The following is a 25,045-nucleotide window of genomic DNA, read 5'->3' as shown; positions in this document are numbered from 1 at the left end:
ATCCATCATTTCGCACTTGAAGTTCGAAGTGCTACATGCTGTCTTATCTATCCGTACGCTATTAAACAGTCGCCTACACTTTTTCTTTAAACATACTGGTTGTTTTGTTCAGTTTTCAAAGATCAATTTCACTTTCGTCATCACTTCATCTTTCAGCGACATTTATTATCATATCATGTTGATTCGTAGAAGTCAACATGTTTTTCAATATAATAATTTGCGCTTCAAAAGCGACTTGATTAATATACCATAGACTTACTTTTAAAGTCAACAATGATTAAAACTTTTTTCAAGAAGTCATTGATAATGATGAGAAATATCCATATCTACCTTTCGGGGGGAATTCGAAATGTCAAAACGTGATATGTGAAATCAACAGATAGTGCCACACGTCTATTCCTTCCATTCCCTTCAATCATTATATAAAACCTCCCCCTAAACATTCGTTTAGAAAGAGGTTCAACAGATACTCTTTAAACAAGTTGGCATAGGCCTTCTCCTTTATTTTACGAAAACGCATTGGTTGTCGTATAACTATCGGTGGACAAACCGTTTTTTATTTATCTATAAAATCCATCATCGAATATCGTGACCTCCCCATTGTTAAAACCTTACTTAGTTAACTACTTTTGGCGTCTTTCAATCATTTCTTGTTGAATTTCAAAAAGATTCATTCTCGTTCCCCCCTTGCCATTTGTTATCTTAATTCTAACTTGATTAGCTCTTATAAATAACAGGTTAAAGGTCGAACTTAACTAAGACCAAAGACTGATTTTCATCTAAGACTAATGAAATGAATCAAATCATAACAGTTTGGAATGATAATAATTGATTAGGAGGGAATAGAATGAGTACGTATGAAATAATCCTTCGTGTAGCATTGTCCTTCTTAGTCCTACTCACACTCACTCGTTTAATGGGTCGTAAGGAACTAAGTCAACTGACTTTCTTTAATTTTGTATCTGGGATTGCCATCGGTTCCATTGCTGCATCCTTAGCAGTAGATCAAAATTTATCCATCCAAAACGGAGTGGCTGCTCTATCTGGATGGGCTGCCTTAACCATTGTCATGGGTTTAATTGATATTAAATCGAAAGCGGCAAGAAAAATAATCGCTGGTCAACCAATGATTTTAATTAAAGATGGAAGGATAATGGAAGATGAAATGCGCAAAGCACGAATAGACATCGATTCATTAAACTCTCTGTTACGTGAAAAGAAGGTATTTTCTTTAGCAGATGTGAAATATGCTGTTTTTGAAACAGATGGTAAACTTTCCGTTCTAAAAAAAGACGAAAATCAACCAACAACAAAAGCTGATATAAACGTTCATCCTTCTAATAAGAAGTATCCTATCCCAACTGAGGTTGTCTCAGACGGTGCGATAAATGCAAAAAATCTATCTAAGCTACAACTTGATGAAGATTGGTTATATCATCAATTAGAAAGTGCAGGTGTAGGTGACATAAAAGATGTCTTTTATGCAGAAGTCCAATCAGATGGGACACTATATATTGACCAAAAAAATGATGTAGTTCATTAATAAAAGTGCAGGGCGCACAAGGCTAAACCTAACCTTGTGTGCTCTACTTTTCCCCATTCATTTTTATGCAAAAGCATCTCCCTCCACTTTAAAATGCTTTTTTTCAAATAAATGAAAATAAATTCCATTTCTGTTACAGTAAAATCAAACATAATAACCTTCTTCATTTAAACATTCATATATCAAATGCTATTTGAAAGAGCTATATCTAACATCCTCTAATAAATTAGGAGTGATTAACGTGAAATATGATAAAAAGGTAGTAATTGTTACTGGTGGGGCAAACGGTATTGGTCGTGGAATAGTACAAGCTTTTACTGAGGAAGGTGCAACAGTTGTTCTTGCCGATGTTGATGAACCATCTGGAAATAGTGTCCAAGAGCAAGCAAGTAGTAATGGATCTGTTTATTTCGTAAAAACAGACTTACGAAACCCTGATGAAATAAATAATTTATTCACTTTTACGAAGGATAAATTTGGTACAATCGACATCCTTATCAATAATGCAGGAGTATCAAGGTTTAAGAATGTTTATGACCTATCTGTTGAAGAGTGGGATGACGTCATCAATATCAATTTAAGGGCTACCTTCTTATGTTCGCAAGCAGCTGCAAAAGTGATGCGATCAAATAAAAAAGGTGGAGCAATTGTAAGTATTGCTTCAACTCGAGCTTTTATGTCTGAACCAGACTCAGAGGCATATGCAGCAACAAAAGGCGGAATTGTTGCATTAACACATGCTCTATCGATGTCATTACAAGATGATTTAATCACGGTTAACTCGATTAGTCCCGGTTGGATTGAAACAGAAAATTATGCTCACCTGAGGGAAAATGATCACAAACAACATCCATCAAAACGAGTCGGTAAACCAGAAGATATCGCTAGAGCTTGTCTTTTTTTAACCGATGAGCACAATGATTTTATTACAGGAGAAAATATCATTATTGACGGCGGAATGACTAAAAAAATGATTTACGAACATTAGTAAAAGTGTACCCAAACCTTCTATAGGAGCATTTCTTTATGAAAATAGCTATTATCGGCGATACACACATGCCTAAACGTGCTAAGCAACTGCCACCAGTATTAGTTTCCACTTTAAAAGAGGTTGACCGAATTATCCATGTCGGTGATTGGCAAACACTGCAATTATATGAAGAGTTAGCTACTTTTGCACCAGTAGAAGGGGTTAGCGGGAATGTTGATACAGAAGAAATTAAAGATAAGTTCCCTAATCGGCTTATCCTTACCTTTGGAGATGTCCATATTGGTGTTGTCCACGGACACGGTAAGACTAACACTACCGAAAAAAGGGCAATCGATGCTTTCTCTTTCGAGGATGTGGATATTATCCTATTCGGGCATTCGCATATCCCCATTTTAAAAGGATTAAATGACATCATCCTATTTAATCCCGGTTCACCGACAGATAAACGACGACAACAACAATTTTCATTTGGTCTCATTGTGATAAATGAAGCAGGAGTAAAGCTATCCCATATCTTTTATTAGAAATGCGTAAGTCGCACCTTGAACACCCCCGACAAGCTTAAGCAGAAGTCAAAACCATCCGAGTGATGGAGGGTGTCAGGTTTAAGAAGGAGCAATTAGAGAATACTGTAATGGCATTCGCATTTGCATTAGGAGAGATATTCAATGGACTTACAACTAATTGAGGTTTACTATACGAAAGAAAATCTGCAACCTTTTTTGGACAAAATCATAACATTCGATATCGTCACCCATTGGCACTCAACCGAAAAGGAAAATGAAGAACTTGTTCGGATTTTAGTTGAAAAGTCAAAATCTGAACAAATATTAGACTTTCTTGAGCTAGAGGCGGAGCATAAACCTGTTCACGCACTACTCTATAACGTTCACACTTATATTCCACGTCCAGATGATAAGCAGCAAAAAGAAATTATAGTGAAAAAAAAAGAACAGGAAATTGTTCGTGCAAGTCGTCAAGAGTTATACTCGGTCGTATCGTCCTCAAGCAAAATTTCAAAAAGCTTTACATGGTTTCTTATTCTATCAGCCGTTGTCGCAACAGCAGGGATCATTAAAGATAGTGCAGCAGTTGTGATCGGAGCAATGGTAATAGCACCACTAATCGGCCCGTTTACCGCGTTAGCATTTGCAGCCGTATTAGGTGATTATAAATTGATGCGTCAGTCACTACTGACTGCACTATACGGACTTTCAATTCCTCTAATAATTGCTATTCTGTTTGGTTTCTCTTTCGATTTACCAATCAATAGTGAAGAATTTACCGAACGAACGAAAATTGAAATGATGGATTTTACTGTAGCTCTTGGAGCGGGAATTGCTGGAGCACTTTCTTTTATCAAACGAGTGTCAGAAACGTTAGTCGGTGTGATGGTTTCTGTTGCACTACTGCCCCCTACTATAGTTTTTGGAATGGTTGTCGGTACAGGTCAATGGCTAACAGCAATTACGCCACTTATCCTTTTATTAGTCAATATTAGTTCCATTATTTTCTCTGCACTCTTGGTTTTTTGGTTTAGCGGGATTAAACCAGTTAACTGGCAAGAAATCCAAGCAGCGAGTACTTCACGTGTCTATTCTTTATTGTTTGTCAGCCTTATCATGCTCCTATTAGGTGGGTTAATTTTCTTAATAAATATTTAAGAAAAGCGCAGGTCGTCTGGAGCTAGACAGCTCTTGGAAAAGATTTTAAATAATCTTACACAAGAGACATAGATAGATAGTTAGTTACTTATTTTACTTTCAGGGTATAACCAAAAAACAAGGCTGTCATATAGACAGCTTTTTCTAAATATCAGAATTTATATGTTGGAGTTCCTTTTGATTAAATCGTGAAGAGAAGCCACTTCCAACTCCAGCACCTAGCCCTCGAGGTCATAAGACAAGCCTTAGGCTAACCAAGGCGCTTACGCTTTTGTTCTAATAAGGGAGACGGAGAGAGGTACGTTCCATGTCCAAGGTGGGACGTTGAACCTGTCCCCTCGTCTCATTTATTTTTGGATTTCCTGTTGAACTCTGTGGACTCTATCTACCGCAAGATCAGTAGCAACCGCAACCTCTTCTACGTTCATACCTTTTGCTAAAAGTCGACTCGCAATTACTTCTTTTGCTTGTATTGCTTCTTTCGTTTTTTGTTCTGCCTCTTTCATCTTTTGTTGTGCTTCCTGTATTTTAAGCTCAGCTTCGTTGGCTTTAGACTCAGCATGTTTGGCCTTAAGCTCAGCTTCGTTGGCTTTAGACTCAGCATGTTTGGCCTTAAGCTCAGCTTCTTTCGCTTTTTTCTCAGCATCGTTAAACTTTTGCTCTGCATCCATAGACTTTTGCTCTGCATCCATAGACTTTTGCTCTGCGTCCATTGACTTTTGCTCTGCCTCCTGTATTTTAAGCTCAGCTTCACGTTGAGCGGCCTCTTCATCCATAACTCGTTTCAAACGTGATTGATAAGCTAGATACTGTTCTCTAGACATGCTTAATTCCTCCCAGTGTTGAAAGGCGCTACGTAATGATTCGTCCTTCACGGAAATCTCCTCCAATTCATGGTAAATATCAGCATAAACCTTCTCATTTCTGTGATCTACCATACCAAGCATCAACAACCATCTGGCCAAAATATTATTCCAAGGGTCTAATTTATCACCTTTCCAATCTTTGATTAACTTAGACATTTCAATAAAATGAAATTCCATCACATTTGTCAATTGAAAGTTTTCTTCATCCTCAAATAAATGATAGGTTGTATGAAACCGCTCTGTTTGATCAAATAAACGAAAATTCATAATATTAATCGTTATGACTGGTCGTAGTTCTTTATATGCCATCCCTTTTTGTAACGGATCTCGATATATTCCAGCCCAATAGTAAATTGAACGCTTAATCATATCATATTTGTTTGTGAATTGAATTTCCACATTAATACTCTCATCTGCATCGGTAACAACTAATAAATCAAGTCTTGATTGCTTATCATCAACATATTCTCCGCCCGATTCTGTGTTCGTAAATGAAATATCTTTAATTCGGTTTCGACCTGTCGACTGCAAAATTGCATTCAAAAAAACAACCGTTATCTCTTTATTCTTTTCATTTCCAAAAAGCTGTTTAAAAGCATAATCTACCTTTAAATCCATTAATCGTTCAAGTGGAATTCGTTTGAGTAGTTTTGTTCTTTTGTTTTCATTTGATTTAGAGAACTGTTTACTGTAGTCATTAGGGTCTTCCTTCACCTGTTGAACAGAGAATGGTAGAGGCTCCATTTTTAAAAATGCAGTTTGAGGCATAATAACACATCCCTTTACGTTTTGAGGACTGACTGAGATATGTTTCTATAAATAGAATAGCACAAAAGAACACTTCGAACAAGTGTTCTTTTTTATTTATTTCATAAAGTTATTTGCTCTACAAAAGATTACCCTTTCTAGTTAAGAAAAATTTTAGATACTCGTGGGCATAAGGGTGGATAGGACGGATGGACAGGTCCCTCGTCCCATTTTCTTATATGAAGATTTCGGGTAGTGCCATTGTGAAGAATTGCACTTAAAGTAATTGGTGCTTTTGTTAAAGATTCGACTTATGAAATAATTAAATTAAAGAGGCTTGGTTCTAAAATCAGAACTGAGTCTCTTTTGATTTTTACTTGTAGTATAACTGACACTTTATCATACAAAATAACAGATTGAGAATATTCATTCCCACTCTGCTAAAAACATTGCTATTTATCTTTCTATTTTAACCACCAAAATACCGTAAATATTGATATATCAACAAAAATAAGGGCACAAACCGCATGTGATCTCGTACCCTATCTATATTGTTATTTTACTGTTTTGCACCCTTAAAGGGAACCCGTTAACAACAGGTGCTTTAGCTTTTTTTCTCTGATACTAATTCTTCAGGTTTTTGAATTTTCTCTTTGATATAGTCGATAAATCCTTCCACGTAAAACGGGTCAAATTGTGTTCCTGCACATGCTCGAAGCTCGTCAATAGCTTCCTCAAATGACTTTGTTTTTTGATACGGTCTTTCGGTTGTCATTGCGTCAAAGGAATCAATGATACATAAAATTCTTGCCAACTTAGGAATTTCTTCTCCCTTAAGTCCATGTGGATAGCCTCTACCATCATAACGTTCATGGTGTAGTTCGACTAGTGGCACTATATCTAGGAACTTCTTATTTACGGAAACTATATCTCTTCCCCAAATCACGTGCATTTTGATTAATTCCCATTCTTCTTGTGTTAGCTTCCCTTTTTTATTTATTACTTCTCGGGGAACTTCTAATTTCCCAATATCATGAATGAGTGCACCAAGCATTAATATTTTTCTCTCATAGTCTTCTAATTCAATTTTTTTACTAAATTCAACGGCATACATAAAGACTCGTTTACTGTGTCGGTATGTATAGACATCTCGCGCAAGAAATAACTTTAATTGCTGCTCCATTTCTTCCATTGGTTCCTCAATGCTGATGGAATCAATTTCTTTCCCATATATATGTGTATTGTTTTTCCCTTGTGCTTTTGCATAATACATCGCTTGGTCGGCATGGCTCAAAAATTCCGAACTATTTAAAATCTGCTGGTTCCATTCAATGATACCTGCCGAGAAAGATAAACAACCATACGGAAGTAGTTCGACTCCTTCAAAGTACGTATCATTTACTTTTTTCCTTAAGCAATCGATAAAAGCCTTAGCTTCAGACTCATTTGTATTAGACATTAAAATGACAAATTCTTCGCCACCATATCGGGCAACAATATATTCTTTCTCATTACATTCCTTTTCTATCAACTCTCCAAAAAACTGCAGAAGATGATCCCCTTTAAGGTGTCCATAACTATCATTGTATTTCTTAAAATCATCGATATCTAGCATGGCCAGACTAACAGTTCCTTTTGTTCGTTTAACCTCGTCCATTTTTTCAGATAACACTTCTTTAAAATACCCGTGATTTTTTAATCCGGTTAAGTGATCAATATTGGCTTTATTTGATATTTCTTTATATAACTCAAAGTGCTGTCTAAAGATAAATGAAAGTAAGATAGTAATAGATACAAATAATGACAAGCCGAAAATTGGATGTTCCTGAAGTAATCGACCTAAGACTAAAGATAATAATAATGTGCTACTATAAGCCTCTACTGTGCCAACAAGCATACCCTTAAGTAAATAGATAAAATTTTGACGTTTCTTTATCCAAAAGAAAATCCCTATGAGTAGAACGTTGGCTACAAAGTAAACAAATAATGCTAGGAGATATGATGGAAGCATTGTAACTTCAACATCACCAACAATCCCACCAGATAACGTGAAAACATAATAAGCGGAACTAATCATCATACAATAAATAGCAAAGTTAAAAGCATGTCTTAACCAATGAATATTTCTTTCATAGCTAAAGTGGATGAAACTACAATACAATAAAATTGTTAGGGTTGTTTCTAATCCAAATACAAATAGACTCGCCAAATATATGGCTGAGTCCATGGATAATGCATTACCTTCGGGTGGTAGGACTATTATATAGTGAATGAGTACCAAAGTGGCCCCAATTAACCCGTAACCAAGTACCCAATCTTGTAGACTATAAAATGTTAAGTTCCCGAAAGCAGCAAATATAATGGCACCAATTAAAACTACGAAAGACAGATAAATATTCTCTCTTCGCAATAAGTTTTGTCTCATAAGTATCACTCTTTTGTTTATATATTAAGTGTACGGAGGGTGGAAAGCACCCCCCTTTGTTGTTATTAATTTCCGCCTATAAGTCTGAATCCTGAAGTCAATCCACCGACTAAAGATGCGATGATTAAAATGTTAATTACAACCCCTGTTAATTTGATTCCCATTGAACTGTTCATAGCTTTTTTCATTTTAGTTTCCTCCTTATATTGTTTGAGATTTAATAGAATTTAATTTTTCTTCGTTTTTATGTGCTAGCATTTTTTCTTGGATGTAAAGAAAGATACCTATATTCATAATTACGTCGCCGATACTGATCACTTGTGACCTAGGATATGGAGAGGTAATCGGAATAATGTCGCCAAGAAAAGGTACTAAAGTTGACTCTGTTAACAGAGCATGTTTTGCATAATACCCGTTCTTAATTGCTTCCACGTACATCGGATCTAGAATAAGAGATGCTTCCTCTGAAACTGGCATCCTTCCACCATTTACTGCCATAACGATGAAATTCAGTAACACCCCGGCAAAAATTATGTAAAAACCTTGTTGATCTCGGTTGGTCCACAGAAAGAATAGTCCGATAATATAAACTAATACAAAAAGATAATTGCTTATACCACCCAACCAACTAAATTGGTTTTGAAAACTAAACGTTATAAGTTGGACGAGCAACAATATCGGAAACACCCAACCGTACTTAAATAACTTAGGATTGGTAATCCAGCTCAAGCTACCTTTTCTAAGAAGTCCGATGACTAGAGAGATAATAATTCCATCAATGACCATTAACTTTGCCACCCATTTATTTTTTAATCACTAGTAATTAACTATCTCTACTATAATCAAAAACTAAAAATATAGCAAATTGATTAATAATACGACATTTCCCCAAAAATAGGTCTATCATTCTACTAATACCCCCTATTTTTTACAAATTACACAGGTTAAATTACCCAAGTCGCGCAAGCGCCTTTACAATAAATTAACATATTTTTACAATATTTGTAAAAATATGGTTATAATTCATCATTTTCAGTGTCCCTATACTCCACTATAGGTAATTTAATGGTAAACGTTGTTCCTGCTCCCTCTTTACTTTGTAAATCTATGGTGCCACCATGACTTCTAATGATATTAAAGGAAATAATTAGTCCTAAGCCAGTGCCTTCTTTCTTCGTTGTAAAAAACGGTTGACCAATATTCCCCAAAATGTCTTTTGGAATACCTGGCCCCTCATCTTTAATTGACAGAACCGCAAGATTATCATTTTTCTTAACAGAAATATGAATTGTACCATTTTCCATCACTTCTATTGCATTTTTCACTAAGTTAATAATGACTTGCTTTACCTTTGTGTCATCACAATAAATAAAAAGTGGATCATCATCAATAGTTGTTTTTATTTGGATACTCTTCATGACTGCCTGTGAATTTAATAGAACTCCTACCTCCGTAACTAAGCTAACTAAATTATGCTTTTCCCGTTGTTTTGAATGCGGCTTTGCTAGAAGCAATAATTCACTCGTAATTTGTTGGATTCTATCAAGTTCTTGATCGATAACTTGATAGAATTTCGTATTGGTTTGATCCTCTTTTATTAACTGAAAAAAACCCTTTATCGTTGTTAGCGGATTTCGTATTTCATGACATATCCCCGCAGCAAATTGCCCAGCAAAGGTTAACTGCTCTGACCGTAAGCGTACGTTATCTTCTATTTTCTCCAGGTTTATTTGTTTAACAATTGATGGAGAGGAATTTGTTTTGTCTTTATATAAATTGGAAGGGACTAACTGGTTGTCTGTCATAAAGTATTCATAATTAGCTAAAAGCTCTGTTAAGAAAACTCCCGAAATGTTATTACCATCGTAGGCACAAACAGTAAATAGTTTGTTTTCACTTGAATATACATCACAATTTTTTTCATACTGCAACAAGCCATCAGACGGATTTGTTACCACTTTCCCCCAAGTTCTAACTGGATGATTCTTCTTTATCGCAGTTTCAATTAATTGTTTTATGGTTGACAAGGTAGGGAGGTTCGTGCCATTTTCCCTGTAAAGATATTCATCCGATACGAAGGTAACGTTGTTGATTAACGTATCAGATAGATTATTTTCTTTTAAACGCAAAACAATAAAATCTATTATTTCTTGTGAATCAGCATAAATTACACCCTCATTATTCTCAATGCCTTCGACGATGTAGTTTACAGCATTTTCTATATACTTTCTTTTGTCATCGTAGACATAAAGAATATGGCCACCTCGAGACAGACTATTATGATACTGAGTAATATTTGACTCGCCTATTTCGTCATTTAACAACACCATTTTGATAGCCTTCACCTTTCTTCTTTCAATAATCAAAATTTTCGACATATTTAATTTAGTATATCAAGGAATAATAAAGTTTAAAAGATTCTAAACTTCAGGAAATCCTCCTAATCAACCGTCTTACTACACATAACCTACGAACAAAAGCGCTGAAGCTTGACGTGGCTACCGCTGAATGTTATCTATACTTGGATTTTTTAAAGTTTCTTATCTTTAAAAAAGATACTATTAGCCTGTACTACTTAACAAGTATATTCCAATTTATGTCCATCTCTTGAAAAGGGTCAACAAGACATCGGCAAAAATTGTCCAATAAGAAAAGCGAAAATCGCTCCTTGCCCAGCCTAAGGCAAGCTTAGACAGCTCTTGCATTTTTTATACTTTCTTATCAAAAAATAAAGACAGAGGGCTTTTCCACCCTCTGTCTTTAGAACTCTATCATTGAAGAGAACAAATGTTATCATTTGTGTAAAGCATGTTGTTATGCTTTACGTACATTAGCTGCTTGAGGCCCACGTTGACCTTCTTCAATATCAAAAGTTACTTCTTGGCCTTCATCTAAAGTTTTGAAGCCTTCTCCTTCAATAGCTGAGAAATGTACGAATACATCTTCTCCACCTTCACGTTCGATGAAACCAAAACCTTTTTCACTGTTAAACCATTTTACTTTTCCTTGTTCCATTAAATTGTTTCCTCCTAGCTGTAACAACTATATAAAGATTGCAATGTTACTTGCAATCTTATAATAGCCTAAAAAGGTTAATAATATACACAATTAGGCTAAATTCATTTACATATTCCTAAAACTTTGAAGAGATAATAAATGGGGAATTACGATTTTTACAAATCAAAAGGTCATAAAGGTGGGATTCACATTAGCTTAACAAAAAGAATCTTCAGTTACATACTTGGTCTTGTTGTTCTTTCATTCGGGATTACCTGCACCATTAAAGCGGGCATTGGCACGGGGGCGTGGGATGCTTTAAATGTTGGCCTTTCAAAGCATTTATTTACGGTAGGAACTTGGGTTATTCTTGTTGGCTTCATTCTCATTCTAATCAATGCGATCTTACTAAAAGCAAAGCCTGATTTCTTTGCGATTTTATCGATTGTTATTGTTGGATTAGGAGTTGATTCCTGGTTATTACTCCTCACTTCATTTTCCATTGAATTTTTCATATGGCGTTACCTCATTTTTGGTGTTGGCGTTTTTTGTTTAACACTTGGAATTGCTATTTATTTGCAGGCAAATTTTGCACCTGTCCCGATTGATAATTTAATGATTGCTATTCATAAACGGTTTGGACTTCGCATGGGTGCAGCAAAAACGGTTGGTGAATTACTCGCACTTACTTTAGCCATCGTTTTCAAAGGTCCGATAGGTGTAGGTACAATTATTGTGACGTTTGCCATCGGTCCTCTTCTTCATTTTTTACATCCTCTTGTTCAAAGAATCGTTAAATAAAAAGCAGGCATTAGCGCCTGCTTTTTGTTATAGTTCATTCTTATCAACGTATGTAGCTTTCCACGTGCATAAGCTTGTAAAGATACCAACAAACAGGATAGTAACAATCGACAATAGAAATGCATCAAAAGAGATTAGTAATCCACCAAGACTAATGACAAAAGCATCTACCACAAAAATTAAAACCCCTACATTGACATTGATTTTAGTTGCCAGTAATTGTGCTAATAAATCAGTCCCACCTGTACTCGTTTGATATCTAAGCATGATTCCGATTCCGATACCAATCAAAATTCCGCCAATTATCGAGCTAGCAATTGGAGGTAGCCATTCATCTGTGAGATAAGGAAATGGGGTAGATGACAAAAAATCAATTGAAAATGAAGAAAACAACATTCCATGCATACTGTTATAAAAATACGCACGCTTGTACACCCATGCAATCGTAAAGATAGGTATACTAATGAAAATAATGAACAAACCAGCTTGAACGCCTGTTAAATAGTTAGCAATCAATCCAAGTCCAATAACGCCCCCATCAAGCAGGTGGTACGGGACTAGAAATATGTTTACCCCAATCGATAAAAAGATACTCCCTATAATAATTGATGCGATTTTTTTTGTTATAAACACAAGTACCCATCCTTAATTTTGTGGACATGTACTATTCATATGTCAGCTACTACACGAAAAAGACCATAATTTTAAAAAAGTTTAGATTGGCTTTCCTATTGAACAGCAGAAACAATAGCAATAAAACTAGTTACAATGAACACTACCCCAAAGACAATCGAAACGAGCGGCGATTCTTTTTTCCGAGCCGAATAAACCATCAACCAGGCTGCAATCAAAGAGCAAAGTAAAAGTAAATATTGTTTGATTTCAAAGACCAAATCGACCTTAATAGGCAATGGTGGTTGGCCACTGTTTATTGCTTGTAATAATGGGGAATATCCAGTTGATTTAACTAATAGATCAACCTGATGCGGCGGATAGTCTAGCTCTAAGAATGCGGTGACAATTAAGACTAGTAATATGAAAATACTTTCTGCCCTTATCCATTTGATTGGTAGATAGGAAGCATTTTCGTTTAAACGGTTTCTAAGAACAATGGAATTGATAAAAGCAAACACGAGCAATGGGATAAAGATAATATGTTTTAACAGGAGCGTTAGCCCATAATTAACCACTAAACCATTTTTATACTCATCTACTATGGAAGCGTTTGGGTCATCATAGGAATTGATATCAATTGCCATAGTAATTAGACCGGCAATGATTAGAATGAACATACATATCAGTGCTAGTGGCGAGAAAATTTTGAGAAATTTAGACCAATTTGTTGCATCCTTTGAAAACCATGCAACGATTAGAACAACACCTGCCCAAACGACTACTGCTAAGAAGTGGAAGGAGTGTGATAAGAATCCTACCCATTTCGTAATAGACGATGCATGACCTGCATATCCAGCCGAAAAAATTAGAAACGACGTAAGGATGAATGCATTCCAAACGGCAGATGGTTTTTTCTCCAAATCATTAAAAAGTAGATATAAGAGTAATACAAGAGATGTTAGTGTTGTAAACATCCAAGCTTTCCCAATCTCAAAGGTTAGGATAACGCTTTTTAAAGCAACGAATAATCCTACATCACCGCCAAGAATTGTCCCGATTTCAAGTAATGGAAAAAAAGATAAAACAGGAATCAATATAACGACCGCTATTCGAGTATTGTTTGGAAAGTAAATGAATGGTTTACTTGTCTTAGGTATGGCTTGGAGTACTAATGATCCCATAAGCAAAGCAAAACATATGTACAAAATTATTTCAGTTGCTACAACGAATTGATTAATCATTACTGTCTCTATTTCCCCCTCTGAAGCTAAAAAAAGCTAAGAGATTGTTATCTTTTGGAAACGTTACCCGTACTTGGTCAAATACCAATTAGATTATATCCACTTATAAGGTAGAAAACAAGCGAAACTAAAAGAGTTCTTTAACAGGAGTATTTTTTCTACTTGGAGCTTTTATTTATCCGCAGATTTTAGGAAAACCATACTATATAGACAACTAACGCAACAATCGAGCCTAGAATCGCGACAATATAAATCAAAGACAAGTGACTAATATTCTGTTTGGCAGCTTGGTTATAGCCTTCATCACTTTTCCCCGCAACCAAAAGTGTCAGTACAAGCGCAATAATAGATATTAACACAATTAATATGATTGCTGTCCACAAATTCCCCACCACCCCATTCTTAACTTCTCATCCATTGTATCATGAATCGTGAAAAAACAAGAACAGTCTTAACCTTCCGTGGTTGCAGCTGTTAACGGAAGGAAGATCTTTATGGAAATGTGGATTGTTTTGTTATGATTTGAAAATTTTATAAGAATAAAACTTTTTAATTCGAGATGAAACAGAGCAATGACAAGAAGGCACATTTTCTTCAATTTAACTTTACTTATTGTCCAGGCTTTACGGAAATTATTTAGAAAAAATCAGAAGTAGTGACATTCGCCTAACACCCCTAAACAACAGTCACATAGGCTATAAACGTAACAAAAAACAAACGAAGGAGAGAGGAACAATATGCCACACTCTTATAACCCATATCAAGGAATTCCATATGAAGGTGATACGCACCATCATTTACTAATGTCTGTACAGCATTGTGAAGCAACATGTGAACAAATGATTTCTATGTTAGTTACTAATAGTCAAGGATTCGAGGCTAGGGAACAACAGATTCAGCTTCTCCGTGATTGTTCAGACATTTGTACATTAATGGCAAAATACTTAGCGAGGGGAACCAATCTATCGCTAGCTTTAGCAAACACGTGTGCTTATATATGTGAAATTTGTGGAACAACTTGCTCACAGTTTCCAGATTACCATTCCCAACACTGTGCACAAACATGCTTAAATTTTGCAAACGAATGTAAAGCATTAGCTGGATAAGAAAAGCGCCCGGAGCTAGACAAAGAAAAGTGCAAAAGGTGTTCTATGATAAATCCATAGAACACCTTTTCACTTACAAATACTTCTTCAAAACTTTGTTTCCTTCATATGTGAATAAAACTTCCTTTTCTTCCACAACGGTTTCCATGTGAACCGTTCTCCCCCATAGCTGGTGGATGTAAGGCAACGTTTTCTCAAGATAAGTTAAGTCAAGCCCCACTCCCTCAAAATGGTGTTTCAAATATAATTCCCCATTATGGTAGAAATCACCATTTTGGACAGTAATGTATGGGAAACCTCCATTTAACCGCATCGTAATCAATTGGTCACGAACATTTTCCCAGTTTTTGTCAGTGACCTTGTATTCGTTTCCTTGCTTTTCAAAGAGATACAGATCCTCACGGTCCACAAAATCCTTTGTTAAGTAATTACGTAGGAAGGAAATATCTGACTCAATTTCCCTTACTTCAAAGATTTTCTCCCGACCAGAGCCTGGTTTCATTCCTAATCTTTGCATTTCTTCGGTTGGATTATTATATCGTTCCTCAATGTCTTCAAACATTTTTATCCCTAAATAATAAGGGTTAATTTGTGTCTTAGATGGCTGGACTACACCTGCGTTTAACGAGGCAAATTCAATTGCTTCATCAGACGTTAAATCCATTTCTCTTAAAATACGTTGATGCCAATAAGACGCCCAGCCTTCATTCATTATTTTTGTTTCTAACTGTGGCCAGAAATATAGCATTTCTTTACGCATCATCGTTAAAATATCCCGTTGCCATTCTTCTAAGTGACGACTATATTGTTCGATGAAAAGCAACAAATCTTTTTCTGGTTTTGGTGGGAATGGCTTTCTTTTTTTTCTTGGTTTTGGCGCTTTCGATGGTTGGTCTAATTTCCAAAGATCGTCATATGGTGTAGTTCTTTGAGGCGGTGTGTCATAATCATCATCGTCTTCTAGGTCCCAATCTAGCTTCGGCTTTAATAAAGAAGGATCAATGTGTTCCTGTATAGCAAGAACGGCATCGAGAAATGACTCTACCTCTTGAATTCCGAATTGTTTTTCGTATGCTGCAATTCGGTCTGCTGTAGCAGCCATACTCTCAACCATATCCCTGTTAGTATTTTGAAAGCGAACATTGTTTTTAAAAAAGTCACAATGTGCAAGAACATGTGCTACGATTAATTTATTCTGTATTAAACTATTAGAATTTAACAAAAATGCATAGCATGGGTTAGAGTTAATCACTAGTTCGTATATTTTACTTAACCCAAGGTCATATTGGAGCTTCATCTTATGAAATTGTTTACCAAAACTCCAGTGTGAAAAGCGTGTAGGCATACCGTATGCACCGAATGTGTAGATAATCTCTGGAGGACAAATTTCGTATCGCATCGGATAAAAGTCAAGGCCAAATCCTTCGGCGATTTCTGTAATTTCAGAAATCGCATATTCTAGTTCACGAGCATTTGTCGTCAATTGCGTTTCCTCCTATCTTAGTTCCACTTTATATAACGTATGATAGGAAGGATAAAATGATGAAAAATAAAAAAACTATTAAAGGTTGTTTCCCCTTAATAGCTAAATAAGTATGTTAACAGGTTATCCTTTGCATTTACAGTTAGTTAAAGAGTACCCAACAACACGATATCCTTTATTCTGCAAGTAGCGTATACCTAAGTTTTTTTCCATTTTATCTGCAGCAATTAGATGAATCTCTTTACTGGGAATTTCATGATGATACCTTTTTATATAAGCAATTGGCATTTCAATCGATCCATTGACCTTTTGTTTAGCAGAAACGTTATAATCACGAATATCAACTTTCACGTGCGGTTGAAGCAATTCCGTCTTACCTAAATCGATACAAGGAACCCCTTTGATTGGGAAATATCGTAAATACATCAGATAAAAAACAATACTTAAGACAAACAGAATAACTATTGCAGACATAAGATTCCTCCTAACGACCAATAACTTATAAATATTCGCTTATTATGCTTCATTCAACTTAGTATTATCGTTCGTTTGAAGAAAGATAACAAAAATATCTTATGCCCTAAAAGGTATTATTGTCAACTATATCATCCTTTGGGGATAATAATTTTTCTACTTTTTCTTGCGAGATTTTTGAAAAAAATACTGCTGCTTGGGAATTTTTCCAAGCAGCAGCTAGCTATTAGGGTTATTTGCGCCCAATTGGACCAGGACTATTGCTATTGTTACGTGTGTTATCCTTATAGTTAATTTGTTTTTCCCCATGCTCTTCATCGCCTGGATACATACTTTTGTGGTTCTTTTGTGCTTTAATAAATTTATTAAAATCTTGGATATCTGCCATTTGGCATCCCTCCTGATTATAGTATCCCGCAGAAGCACAGGAGCATACTCAAAAGAAATACCATATGTTTTAATTATTACTTGCAACTTGCAACTTCTTGCCAATAATAAACTAGCGTTTTCATCCCTTTATCGAAATTTTCTAATGGGAAACTTTCATTCGGAGAGTGTAACTTGTCATCCGGTGTACCAAACCCTAACAAGACTACTGGAATTTTATAGATTGCGTCAATCCATTCAACAACTGGAATGGAACCACCCATCCGAACGTAGACAACTTCTTTGCCAAACGCTTTCTCATAACTTTTAGCAGCCTTTTCAATTAAAGGATGATTTGGATCTACTTTGTATGCTTTAGCAGATAATGGTTCGCGTTTAACCGATAACTTAACACCTGAAGGAATGTGATTTTCTAAATGTTTAATCAACAATTCTTGGATTTCATCAGGATTTTGACCTGGTACTAATCGACAGGTTAACTTAGCTGTAGCTGATGAAGGAATAATTGTTTTTGTTCCTTCCCCCTGGTACCCACCGAACAGTCCATTAATTTCAAGTGTAGGTCGTGCCATGGTGTGCTCTTTTGCCGTATATCCTTTTTCTGAGACCGTTTCAGGAACACCAGTTGACTGAATAAAATCTTCACTAGGAACATCTTTAATCAACTGTCTTTCCGCATCATCTAGCGGTATGACATTATCATAAAATCCCGCCACTTGGACAACCTCGTCCACATCCTTCATTGTTGAAAGTAGATGAGCCATTGCCATTAATGGATTTCGAACAGCACCACCATACATTCCTGAATGAAGGTCTGCATTCGGTCCATGGAGGGTAATTTCAAGTCCAGTAAAACCTTTTAGGCCATATAAAATGGTTGGTTGCCCGTTATCAACCATACCGGAATCTGATATGACAGCAAAATCTGCTGAAAACTGCTCTTTTTTATCTGCTAAGATTTCGTATAAATTTTCACTACCAATTTCTTCTTCACCTTCGATACAAACCTTTATGTTTACTGGTAGTTTCCCTTCTGTTTTCATGTAGGCTTCAAACACAGCTAATTGCATAAACACTTGTCCCTTATCATCACTTGAGCCTCGGGCAAAGAGTCTGCCATCTCGAACTTCCGCTTTAAATGGCTCACTATCCCACAATTCTAACGGTTCTGCTGGTTGAACATCATAATGTCCATAAAATAGGGCAGTTGGAACGTTGCTTTTTGCTCCTAACCATTCCCCATAGACGAGAGGATGCCCCTTTGTTTTTTTGATTTCGACTTGATCAAAGCCGATCTCTTTTAAATAATCGGCCACGAAGGTCGCTGCATCTACAACATCTTGCTTATGTACACTACTGGTACTTACACTTGGAATGGCTAAAAATTCAGTTAACTTGTTTAATAACCTTTCATGGTTGTTTTGAAGATAATCTAACACTTTTTTCGACATACCTTCACTTCCCTCATTATCTTGTACTTATCTAAGTGACATTCAGCTCAATCTAACCTTTTATTCGGCAAACACAATAGGCCATTCGTCTTTCCCTTTCAGCATTTCGGCTGCTATTTCCTTTGCCCCTTCAAGACTATGATTCGCAGCCCACCCACACTGAACCTCGTTGCAAGCAGGTACATCTTCAGCAGCTAGCACATCATTCAATGTTTTTTCTAGCGCTACAGCAATATCCTCGAAACTGTCATTATTTAAAATCGCCAAGTAAAACCCTGTTTGGCATCCCATTGGCCCAATATCTAAAACATTATCTAGGTGATTGCGGATATTTTCAGCCATTAAATGTTCAATGGAATGTAGTCCTGGCATATCCATATGGTCTTTATTTGGTTGGCAAAAGCGAATATCATATTTGTATACTTTATCACCTCGTTGACCGGTTGTTACCCCTACTAAGCGAATATAAGGCGCTTTTACTTTTGTATGGTCTAAATTAAAGCTTTCCACGTTCATTTTTTTTACCATTATGCTTAACTCCTTTTTTTCAAAAAAATGTATATTTACGTTAATTGGCGACTGTTGTTATTATTTTATCATAGTTTAAATGTCTTTTCCCAACAAAAGTGCGGGTGCCTTCTCTTGGGATTTTATTATTCAGAGAAAAGCGAGGGCTAGCGCCCTCGCTTTAGATGACTATTTTGCATCAGGAAAAATTCGGTCAATCATTTCACCCATTTGATCAAAGAACCCTTCAACAGGCTCGCCTCGTTGGGCATCTCTTGCATAGTTGTTAGACAAATTAACAAAGTCTGGGTTTGTTGAAACATAGACGTTATCGATATCCTTTTCAACCGATTTAACGACACGGGAGATATTACGCTTTAAGCTATCACTCACATCTCCATTAGTCGTACGATTGTTCGTTTGGTTATCGATTTCTGCTGCGACATATGCGTTATTATCAGTTGTAAACACATAGACACGTTCGATTTCATTCATCTCGTTTGTAATTCTTTCAGCGACACGGTCTGCAACCTCAAAATTATTTTGGTCATTATTAACATTTAGACGTTGGTTATTTATATTTTGGTCGTTGTTATTACGAACGTTTACATTTTCCTGATAACGATTGTCACGTGTGTCTATTCCACGAGTGTTTCCAAAATCAAGGTGCTCATCTGTGTTATCTGCGTTTATTCCAGGATTATAATCACTGTCTGGGTTTGCAAAATCCCCTCGATTTGTTACCCCATCTGCTCCGGGATTATATCTTGCTGGCGTATTGCCGTAACGTGTATTTTGGTAATAATCGGCATAGTTTTCACCAACTGAGTTGTATCGCATTTCTTGGACATTTTCATTGATACTTCCTTGTCCTAAATCTTGACCATTGCCATTCGTTCCACAAGCAGATAACGTTAGAGCTGCTACTGTTGTTAAACCCATCGTTTTCCAATTCATTGGCATTTCCTCCTTTAATTTTAAAGAAGTCCTTGTTATTATGCATCTCAACCTAAAGCCTATACGATATGAGTCAAACCAATGATTGGATAAAAAAAGGATAATTTTGAAAAGAACGTTTTTGCATAATTTTAGTGGTGAAAAGAACAAGTTAGTAGCACACGTCATATAAATAGTTAATGGATGGGTGGCGTAAAGTCATGGAAAAAAAGCCAAAAAAATCAACGGTTGTTCAACTGCATTCGGACCATACTATAAATACCCTTTAAGAAAGGGAGGATTTGCATGTATATCCCGGACTACGATAAAGCTTTGTATTTTACCTTATGGGGTCAGTGGGATGATTTATTAGTGCTAATGGTAAGGACAAACGATGATCTATTGTCCAAAAAAATAGAAATGTTCTTGCATGCCTTTCATTATACAAATAGTGAGCAAGCAGTAATGGAGCGTCACGAAGATCTGCTTCATTATATTGATCACGCAATGGGTCATACCCCAATTGCAGTCATGGAAGTATAAGAATAAAGGAAACAGAACAAAACGAGAGCAGTTTTCGTCTCGTTTTGTTCTTTATTTAACCGCAACTGTGTTCGGTCCTGCACCTCAAGATTACTAAAAATATTGGACACATTCGTTTTCACTTATTTCCCCATAGGCTTGTATACAGTTTCTAAGCCTTTATAATTGATTTCAAATAGGTCACTTCTACGATCTATCAGCTGATTTACTGTGCCAGATTTACGTTGCCGACGCAAAATTTCAAGGTCAACATCCCCAACCACGACCGTTTCGATATTCGGGTGACACTCACCAACAATACCATCACGAGCAAACTCAAAATCAGATGGAGTAAAGATTCCTGATTGGGCATATTGAATGTCCATATTTTCTACCTGGGTAAGATTTCCGACTGTTCCAGCAATAACGGTGTATACTTGGTTTTCAATCGCACGGGCTTGGGCACAGTACCTGACTCGCAAATATCCTTGTCGGTCTTCTGTACAAAACGGAACAAAAATAATATTTGCACCTTGGTCAACGGCAAACCTTGAAAGTTCAGGAAATTGGATATCATAGCATACTTGAATAGCTATTTTTCCACAATCGGTATCGAATACTTTTACCGTATCTCCTGGTTGAATTCCCCACCACTTTTTCTCATTCGGTGTCACATGGATTTTATATTGCTTTTCAATCGTACCATCACGTCTAAATAAATAAGCAATATTATATATGTGCTCATCTTCTTCGACAAAGTGGGAACCACCAATAATGTTAACATTATATTTAACTGCAAGTGATGTAAACAATTCAATGTAATCTTCAGTATAATCAGCCAAACGTCGAATTGCTTTGGATGGGACTTTTTCTTCTAAAAATGACATTAACTGGGTGGTAAAAATCTCAGGAAAAACAGCAAAGTCAGAACCGAAATCGGCTGCAACATCAACGTAATATTCTACTTGTTTTGCAAACTCTTCGAACGATTCGATATCTTTCATCATGTATTGGATAACCGTTATTCGCACAGGGTATGCCGTTTTGAAATGGCGCTTCGTTTTCGCTTGATAATCAATGTTATTCCATTCCATCAAAGTGGCAAATTGGGCAGATTGCTCATCATCTGGTAAATAGCCAGGATTAATCCGCATCACTTGGAACCCATTCATGATTTGGAATGTAAGAACTGGATCATAAATGTTTTGATAGCTCACTTCCTCCACGTACTCCCGTGGACTTAATTCATCTTTATACTTATGGTAATTCGGGATTCTTCCCCCGATAATAATACTTTTTAAGTTTAATTCCCGCGCCAATTCCTTTCGCGCTTCATATAGCCTACGTCCAATTTTCATGCCCCGGAAATTAGGATCAACCATGACCTCTATCCCATACAGATTATACCCTTCAGGATTGTGGTTTGTAATGTAGCCTTCGTCAGTAATGTCATCCCATGTATGTTTGTCATCATATTCGTCAAAATTGACAATTAAACTTGAGCAGCTACCAATTATTTTTCCATCGTACTCAACACAAAACTGTCCTTCCGGAAAAATAGTTAGATGACTTTTAAGATGCTGACGCTTCCATGGTTCCATATTCGGAAAACATACCTTCTGCATTTCAAGCAACTGACCAATATCTTCCATTCGAATATTTCTTACTTCAATCTTTTTCTCAAAACTCGATAAATCGATTTTTGACACAAAATTTTCTCCCTTCTATATCTTCAGCTTCCATTTGTTAAGATAACCGCTGCACCTAAAGATTGTGTAAAAATACAACAAAAAAGTTAAGCGTTCTAATATTTCCTTTCAAAACTATCCTTGTACTTCTTCTATTATACCACTTTACACAGGACTAAAAAAAACGTACGGACTGTAACTTGGTGAAAACTAAAGACGTAATCCAGTCGATTGTATCCGAATTCCTCCCGGAAAATATCAGGGGCTTAGCAATAGAAAAAACAGCCCGGTATGGACTGTCTCATCAAACGTGTTTGTTTATTTAAAAAAATTAAACGGGAACCTTTGCTTTTGTTTATCTTCTTGCTTAGGTAGATAGTCCTCCAACTTTTTTCGAATTCCTGGAGGCAGGTCTTCTAGTTTTTCTTCCAACTCGGTAGGAATAACTGTCTCACCGGTATTTAGATATGGCGCAATTTCTTCTAAATTACTTTTTAGTTTAGGGTCTTTTAACTCTTTTTCTAGTTTCTTTTCTAGACCTGGTGGTAATTCTTTCTTCTTGGTTTCTTTATCATCCTTATTCTGTGGGTTCGGTTGTTTTGAGCTGTTATTTTTTTCATTACTACGTTGTTCAGATTTATTCTCTTTTTGTTCCTCTTTGACTTCTTGCTTCTCTTCTTTTCTTATTTCTTTTTCCTGCTTTTTTTCTTGCTTTTCTTCAAGTTTTTCAGTAGCCTTTTCCACTTTTGGCTTTTGTTTTACAATCGTCCGCTTTTTATTTGATTCTTTGTAATAGGCTTCGATCAACTCTTTTTCTTCTTCATCAATTTTTGCTTCTTCATCTATTTCTTTCTCTTCTACATCCGTTTTAGCTTGAGTAATTGAATCAGCCAATGATTGATTCATCGATACTTTTTTTTCTTCAGCATCCTCACGTACTTCATCAGGTATTTCAAATGTAGCTATTTTCATGTCTTCTTTTGGTTGCTTTTTAAAATATTCATCAATCGTCTCTGTTACTAACTTATTTTTATCTGGGTCTCGTTCATAATGAATTCCAATTAAGACGGTGTTCATTGTTGTCACCCAATTAAGTTCTTTTGACTTAGAAATAATCTGATCTGTTACGTAATCTACTGGATTTCCTTTTAAATTATTCAGTTGTTGAAGTAATAACTCAGCATCCTTATTTAGTGGTGTAATATCCTCCACCATCATATCTCTATCTATAGCTAATTCTACACTCGGATTAATATCAATGTTCACGTAGGCATAGACAGAATTTTGATTGAACATACTGTACACCGGAAAGATTGCCAATAAAAGAATCACAGCAATCGCTACTACTTTCCTTTGAAAAAAGCTTTGTGCAATCACACTTTGATATCGAGATATTTGTTTAGGAGTAAAGGACGTCTCTACCCCAATAGCAACATCTTCAATGGGGGCGGCTTTGTGAAACTGCCCTTGTTGGTCCATAATAACCGTATATCGTTTATGTTGTTTAACAACAATCCCTCTGTTCACTGGCCCACCCCCTTTAAATAATCTTTTAAGTAAACGTAATCCTCACTTAGTACAATGAACATAGCTAATATATACTTCCTATTTCTTTCCAAAGTTTTTTTACTCACATCCACTAAAGGAACAAGCTTCTTAATTGGGACTTTTTTCTTTTTTAAGACATATGACTTTAGTTCTTCATCATCACAAATCATTCTTGCAATTCGGATGGCAGATTCTCTAGCATCTGCATGCTTTGGTGAAATACATGTTAACTCTTCAAAGGTCAATTTATACTCCTGTAGTTTAATGCTTAACTCAGCAATTTCTTCCCGTCGATTCCATTCATCTGTTTCTTGTTGATATAAAGTCTTTGACAGCTTTACTTCGGCTGGATTTTCCATTTGGTCTTCTTCTGAGTAAACATCTAAGGAAGCGACAACAGGTTTGTTGCTTTCTTTACGAATAAAATCAATTACTTTTCGCTTAATAACAAGTCGTGCAAACGATAAAAAGGAACTCCCTTTATCGGCCGAGTAAGAGCCCATCGCTTCATTAAAAGCAAATAAACCAATGCTGAACTCATCATCCTTTGTTTGACTGATGTACCGTTTGCAAACTTCAGAAACAGTTTTCGCGACAAATGGTTGGTATGCTTTTAACAATTGGTTTTGCAACTCTATGTCGCCATGTTGCACCATAAGGACCTGTTGTTCAATTGGCAAACCTCCGTCATCAAGCTGGCGATTTAACAATTTGATCACCACCAGTACTATACATATTCGGGATACTAACATCGTTTTTGACTGTTATATGTATAAATTTAAAAAATATTTTTAGTTGTTTCCCTACTTTTTTCATTATTATAATCTCCATTTATATTTTTCATAGTAATCTTACATAAATTTATAAACTTTTACTAGCAATTTTTAATTACAACTTTGTTAAAAAAATAGTATTATCCAGTACATTTATACTACTTTTTGTAATAAAATTGTTAGGATTGCTTGGGTTATTGTTAGTTTATTAAGTAACATATAAAAAATATGAATAAGAAAAGCGCAGGGCGCCTTGTTAGACTAAGGCAGGCATAAGGCA

The 25,045-nt window shown here is 36.0% G+C and carries 25 protein-coding genes; 7 read left to right on the top strand and 18 right to left on the bottom strand.

Annotated elements, in window-relative coordinates:
• Positions 1-847: 847 nt before the first annotated feature.
• From NC799_RS12460 to NC799_RS12445, 4 genes are all read left to right on the top strand, one after another.
• Positions 848-1,543, top strand: a complete 696-nt coding sequence (locus NC799_RS12460; protein WP_272446774.1) for a DUF421 domain-containing protein — start codon at positions 848-850, stop codon at positions 1,541-1,543.
• A gap of 241 nt (positions 1,544-1,784) precedes the next feature.
• A complete protein-coding gene (locus tag NC799_RS12455; RefSeq protein ID WP_272446773.1) occupies positions 1,785-2,531 on the top strand; it encodes an SDR family NAD(P)-dependent oxidoreductase in 747 nt (248 codons plus the stop codon).
• Positions 2,532-2,569: 38 nt separating this feature from the next.
• A complete protein-coding gene (locus NC799_RS12450) occupies positions 2,570-3,058 on the top strand; it encodes a metallophosphoesterase family protein (protein WP_272446772.1) in 489 nt (162 codons plus the stop codon).
• A gap of 144 nt (positions 3,059-3,202) precedes the next feature.
• Entirely contained in the window at positions 3,203-4,198 is a 996-nt protein-coding gene (locus NC799_RS12445; protein WP_272446771.1) for a TIGR00341 family protein, read from the top strand.
• 347 nt (positions 4,199-4,545) lie between these two features.
• On the opposite strand, the gene NC799_RS12440 is transcribed toward NC799_RS12445, so the two are convergent.
• From NC799_RS12440 to NC799_RS12415, 6 genes are all read right to left on the bottom strand, one after another.
• Positions 4,546-5,832, bottom strand: coding sequence for an Rpn family recombination-promoting nuclease/putative transposase (locus tag NC799_RS12440; protein ID WP_272446770.1), 1,287 nt, complete (start codon positions 5,830-5,832; stop codon positions 4,546-4,548).
• A 583-nt stretch (positions 5,833-6,415) separates the two neighbouring features.
• A complete protein-coding gene (locus NC799_RS12435) occupies positions 6,416-8,236 on the bottom strand; it encodes a bifunctional diguanylate cyclase/phosphohydrolase (protein ID WP_272446769.1) in 1,821 nt (606 codons plus the stop codon).
• A gap of 65 nt (positions 8,237-8,301) precedes the next feature.
• Positions 8,302-8,424, bottom strand: a complete 123-nt coding sequence (locus tag NC799_RS12430) for a hypothetical protein (protein WP_272446768.1) — start codon at positions 8,422-8,424, stop codon at positions 8,302-8,304.
• A gap of 13 nt (positions 8,425-8,437) precedes the next feature.
• Positions 8,438-9,022: a DUF5317 domain-containing protein gene (locus NC799_RS12425; protein ID WP_272446767.1), complete on the bottom strand. Its 585-nt coding sequence runs from the start codon at positions 9,020-9,022 to the stop codon at positions 8,438-8,440.
• A 230-nt stretch (positions 9,023-9,252) separates the two neighbouring features.
• Positions 9,253-10,566: an ATP-binding protein gene (locus NC799_RS12420; protein ID WP_272446766.1), complete on the bottom strand. Its 1,314-nt coding sequence runs from the start codon at positions 10,564-10,566 to the stop codon at positions 9,253-9,255.
• A gap of 484 nt (positions 10,567-11,050) precedes the next feature.
• Positions 11,051-11,251 (bottom strand): cold-shock protein, encoded by a 201-nt coding sequence (locus NC799_RS12415; protein WP_272446765.1) that lies wholly within the window; start codon positions 11,249-11,251, stop codon positions 11,051-11,053.
• Positions 11,252-11,392: 141 nt separating this feature from the next.
• On the opposite strand from NC799_RS12415, the gene NC799_RS12410 reads away from it, so the two are divergent.
• On the top strand, positions 11,393-12,034 hold the full coding sequence (locus tag NC799_RS12410; protein ID WP_272446764.1) for a YczE/YyaS/YitT family protein: 642 nt from the start codon (positions 11,393-11,395) through the stop codon (positions 12,032-12,034).
• 27 nt (positions 12,035-12,061) lie between these two features.
• Here NC799_RS12410 and NC799_RS12405 read toward each other — a convergent pair whose 3' ends face one another.
• The 3 genes from NC799_RS12405 to NC799_RS12395 form a co-directional block, all read right to left on the bottom strand.
• Positions 12,062-12,661, bottom strand: a complete 600-nt coding sequence (locus NC799_RS12405) for a YitT family protein (RefSeq protein ID WP_272446778.1) — start codon at positions 12,659-12,661, stop codon at positions 12,062-12,064.
• Positions 12,662-12,762: 101 nt separating this feature from the next.
• On the bottom strand, positions 12,763-13,890 hold the full coding sequence (locus NC799_RS12400) for a copper resistance D family protein (protein WP_272446763.1): 1,128 nt from the start codon (positions 13,888-13,890) through the stop codon (positions 12,763-12,765).
• 188 nt (positions 13,891-14,078) lie between these two features.
• The gene (locus NC799_RS12395) at positions 14,079-14,273 is read right to left on the bottom strand and encodes a hypothetical protein (RefSeq protein ID WP_417006683.1); all 195 of its coding nucleotides are present in this window, start codon (positions 14,271-14,273) and stop codon (positions 14,079-14,081) included.
• A gap of 354 nt (positions 14,274-14,627) precedes the next feature.
• Here NC799_RS12395 and NC799_RS12390 point away from each other — a divergent pair, with 354 nt between their 5' ends.
• Positions 14,628-14,996 carry a four-helix bundle copper-binding protein gene (locus NC799_RS12390; protein ID WP_272446761.1) on the top strand — a complete coding sequence of 123 codons (369 nt, stop codon included), beginning with the start codon at positions 14,628-14,630 and terminating at the stop codon, positions 14,994-14,996.
• Between the two features lie 73 nt (positions 14,997-15,069).
• Here NC799_RS12390 and NC799_RS12385 read toward each other — a convergent pair whose 3' ends face one another.
• From NC799_RS12385 to NC799_RS12360, 6 genes are all read right to left on the bottom strand, one after another.
• A complete protein-coding gene (locus NC799_RS12385) occupies positions 15,070-16,479 on the bottom strand; it encodes a SpoVR family protein (RefSeq protein ID WP_272446760.1) in 1,410 nt (469 codons plus the stop codon).
• A gap of 123 nt (positions 16,480-16,602) precedes the next feature.
• Complete coding sequence (locus NC799_RS12380; protein ID WP_272446759.1) at positions 16,603-16,953, bottom strand: rhodanese-like domain-containing protein; 351 nt, start codon at positions 16,951-16,953, stop codon at positions 16,603-16,605.
• A gap of 232 nt (positions 16,954-17,185) precedes the next feature.
• Positions 17,186-17,341: a hypothetical protein gene (locus tag NC799_RS12375; protein ID WP_272446758.1), complete on the bottom strand. Its 156-nt coding sequence runs from the start codon at positions 17,339-17,341 to the stop codon at positions 17,186-17,188.
• A gap of 76 nt (positions 17,342-17,417) precedes the next feature.
• Positions 17,418-18,791 carry a dipeptidase gene (locus NC799_RS12370; RefSeq protein ID WP_272446757.1) on the bottom strand — a complete coding sequence of 458 codons (1,374 nt, stop codon included), beginning with the start codon at positions 18,789-18,791 and terminating at the stop codon, positions 17,418-17,420.
• Positions 18,792-18,851: 60 nt separating this feature from the next.
• Positions 18,852-19,319 carry an S-ribosylhomocysteine lyase gene (locus NC799_RS12365; RefSeq protein ID WP_272446756.1) on the bottom strand — a complete coding sequence of 156 codons (468 nt, stop codon included), beginning with the start codon at positions 19,317-19,319 and terminating at the stop codon, positions 18,852-18,854.
• Between the two features lie 168 nt (positions 19,320-19,487).
• A complete protein-coding gene (locus NC799_RS12360; RefSeq protein ID WP_272446755.1) occupies positions 19,488-20,255 on the bottom strand; it encodes a YhcN/YlaJ family sporulation lipoprotein in 768 nt (255 codons plus the stop codon).
• Positions 20,256-20,540: 285 nt separating this feature from the next.
• Here NC799_RS12360 and NC799_RS12355 point away from each other — a divergent pair, with 285 nt between their 5' ends.
• A complete protein-coding gene (locus tag NC799_RS12355) occupies positions 20,541-20,777 on the top strand; it encodes a YhdB family protein (RefSeq protein WP_272446754.1) in 237 nt (78 codons plus the stop codon).
• Between the two features lie 122 nt (positions 20,778-20,899).
• Here NC799_RS12355 and NC799_RS12350 read toward each other — a convergent pair whose 3' ends face one another.
• The 3 genes from NC799_RS12350 to sigI form a co-directional block, all read right to left on the bottom strand.
• Positions 20,900-22,465: a bifunctional GNAT family N-acetyltransferase/carbon-nitrogen hydrolase family protein gene (locus NC799_RS12350; protein ID WP_272446753.1), complete on the bottom strand. Its 1,566-nt coding sequence runs from the start codon at positions 22,463-22,465 to the stop codon at positions 20,900-20,902.
• A gap of 297 nt (positions 22,466-22,762) precedes the next feature.
• On the bottom strand, positions 22,763-23,971 hold the full coding sequence (locus NC799_RS12345) for an anti-sigma-I factor RsgI family protein (protein ID WP_272446752.1): 1,209 nt from the start codon (positions 23,969-23,971) through the stop codon (positions 22,763-22,765).
• Entirely contained in the window at positions 23,968-24,711 is a 744-nt protein-coding gene (gene sigI, locus NC799_RS12340) for an RNA polymerase sigma factor SigI (RefSeq protein WP_272446777.1), read from the bottom strand. The genes NC799_RS12345 and sigI overlap by 4 nt, the downstream gene beginning before the upstream one ends.
• Positions 24,712-25,045: the final 334 nt, after the last annotated feature.

This window comes from Aquibacillus salsiterrae, assembly GCF_028416595.1.
GTDB classification, from domain to species: domain Bacteria; phylum Bacillota; class Bacilli; order Bacillales; family Amphibacillaceae; genus Aquibacillus_A; species Aquibacillus_A salsiterrae.
Note: the sequence above shows the minus strand (reverse complement) of the source record. Positions and strands in the feature narration are given on the sequence as shown.

Bases quoted from the DNA above. Each gene is read 5' to 3' on its own strand.
- NC799_RS12380 (WP_272446759.1), bottom strand. From the start codon at position 16,953: ATGTCTGCAATAGTTATTCTGTTTGTCTTAAGTATTGTTTTTTATCTG.
- NC799_RS12450 (WP_272446772.1), top strand. From the start codon at position 2,570: ATGAAAATAGCTATTATCGGCGATACACACATGCCTAAACGTGCTAAG.
- NC799_RS12435 (WP_272446769.1), bottom strand. From the start codon at position 8,236: ATGAGACAAAACTTATTGCGAAGAGAGAATATTTATCTGTCTTTCGTA.
- NC799_RS12355 (WP_272446754.1), top strand. From the start codon at position 20,541: ATGTATATCCCGGACTACGATAAAGCTTTGTATTTTACCTTATGGGGT.
- NC799_RS12445 (WP_272446771.1), top strand. From the start codon at position 3,203: ATGGACTTACAACTAATTGAGGTTTACTATACGAAAGAAAATCTGCAA.
- NC799_RS12420 (WP_272446766.1), bottom strand. From the start codon at position 10,566: ATGGTGTTGTTAAATGACGAAATAGGCGAGTCAAATATTACTCAGTAT.
- NC799_RS12390 (WP_272446761.1), top strand. From the start codon at position 14,628: ATGCCACACTCTTATAACCCATATCAAGGAATTCCATATGAAGGTGAT.
- NC799_RS12375 (WP_272446758.1), bottom strand. From the start codon at position 17,341: ATGGCAGATATCCAAGATTTTAATAAATTTATTAAAGCACAAAAGAAC.
- NC799_RS12415 (WP_272446765.1), bottom strand. From the start codon at position 11,251: ATGGAACAAGGAAAAGTAAAATGGTTTAACAGTGAAAAAGGTTTTGGT.
- NC799_RS12360 (WP_272446755.1), bottom strand. From the start codon at position 20,255: ATGAATTGGAAAACGATGGGTTTAACAACAGTAGCAGCTCTAACGTTA.
- NC799_RS12425 (WP_272446767.1), bottom strand. From the start codon at position 9,022: ATGGTCATTGATGGAATTATTATCTCTCTAGTCATCGGACTTCTTAGA.
- NC799_RS12410 (WP_272446764.1), top strand. From the start codon at position 11,393: ATGGGGAATTACGATTTTTACAAATCAAAAGGTCATAAAGGTGGGATT.
- NC799_RS12460 (WP_272446774.1), top strand. From the start codon at position 848: ATGAGTACGTATGAAATAATCCTTCGTGTAGCATTGTCCTTCTTAGTC.
- NC799_RS12365 (WP_272446756.1), bottom strand. From the start codon at position 19,319: ATGGTAAAAAAAATGAACGTGGAAAGCTTTAATTTAGACCATACAAAA.
- NC799_RS12430 (WP_272446768.1), bottom strand. From the start codon at position 8,424: ATGAAAAAAGCTATGAACAGTTCAATGGGAATCAAATTAACAGGGGTT.
- NC799_RS12370 (WP_272446757.1), bottom strand. From the start codon at position 18,791: ATGTCGAAAAAAGTGTTAGATTATCTTCAAAACAACCATGAAAGGTTA.
- NC799_RS12400 (WP_272446763.1), bottom strand. From the start codon at position 13,890: ATGATTAATCAATTCGTTGTAGCAACTGAAATAATTTTGTACATATGT.
- NC799_RS12440 (WP_272446770.1), bottom strand. From the start codon at position 5,832: ATGCCTCAAACTGCATTTTTAAAAATGGAGCCTCTACCATTCTCTGTT.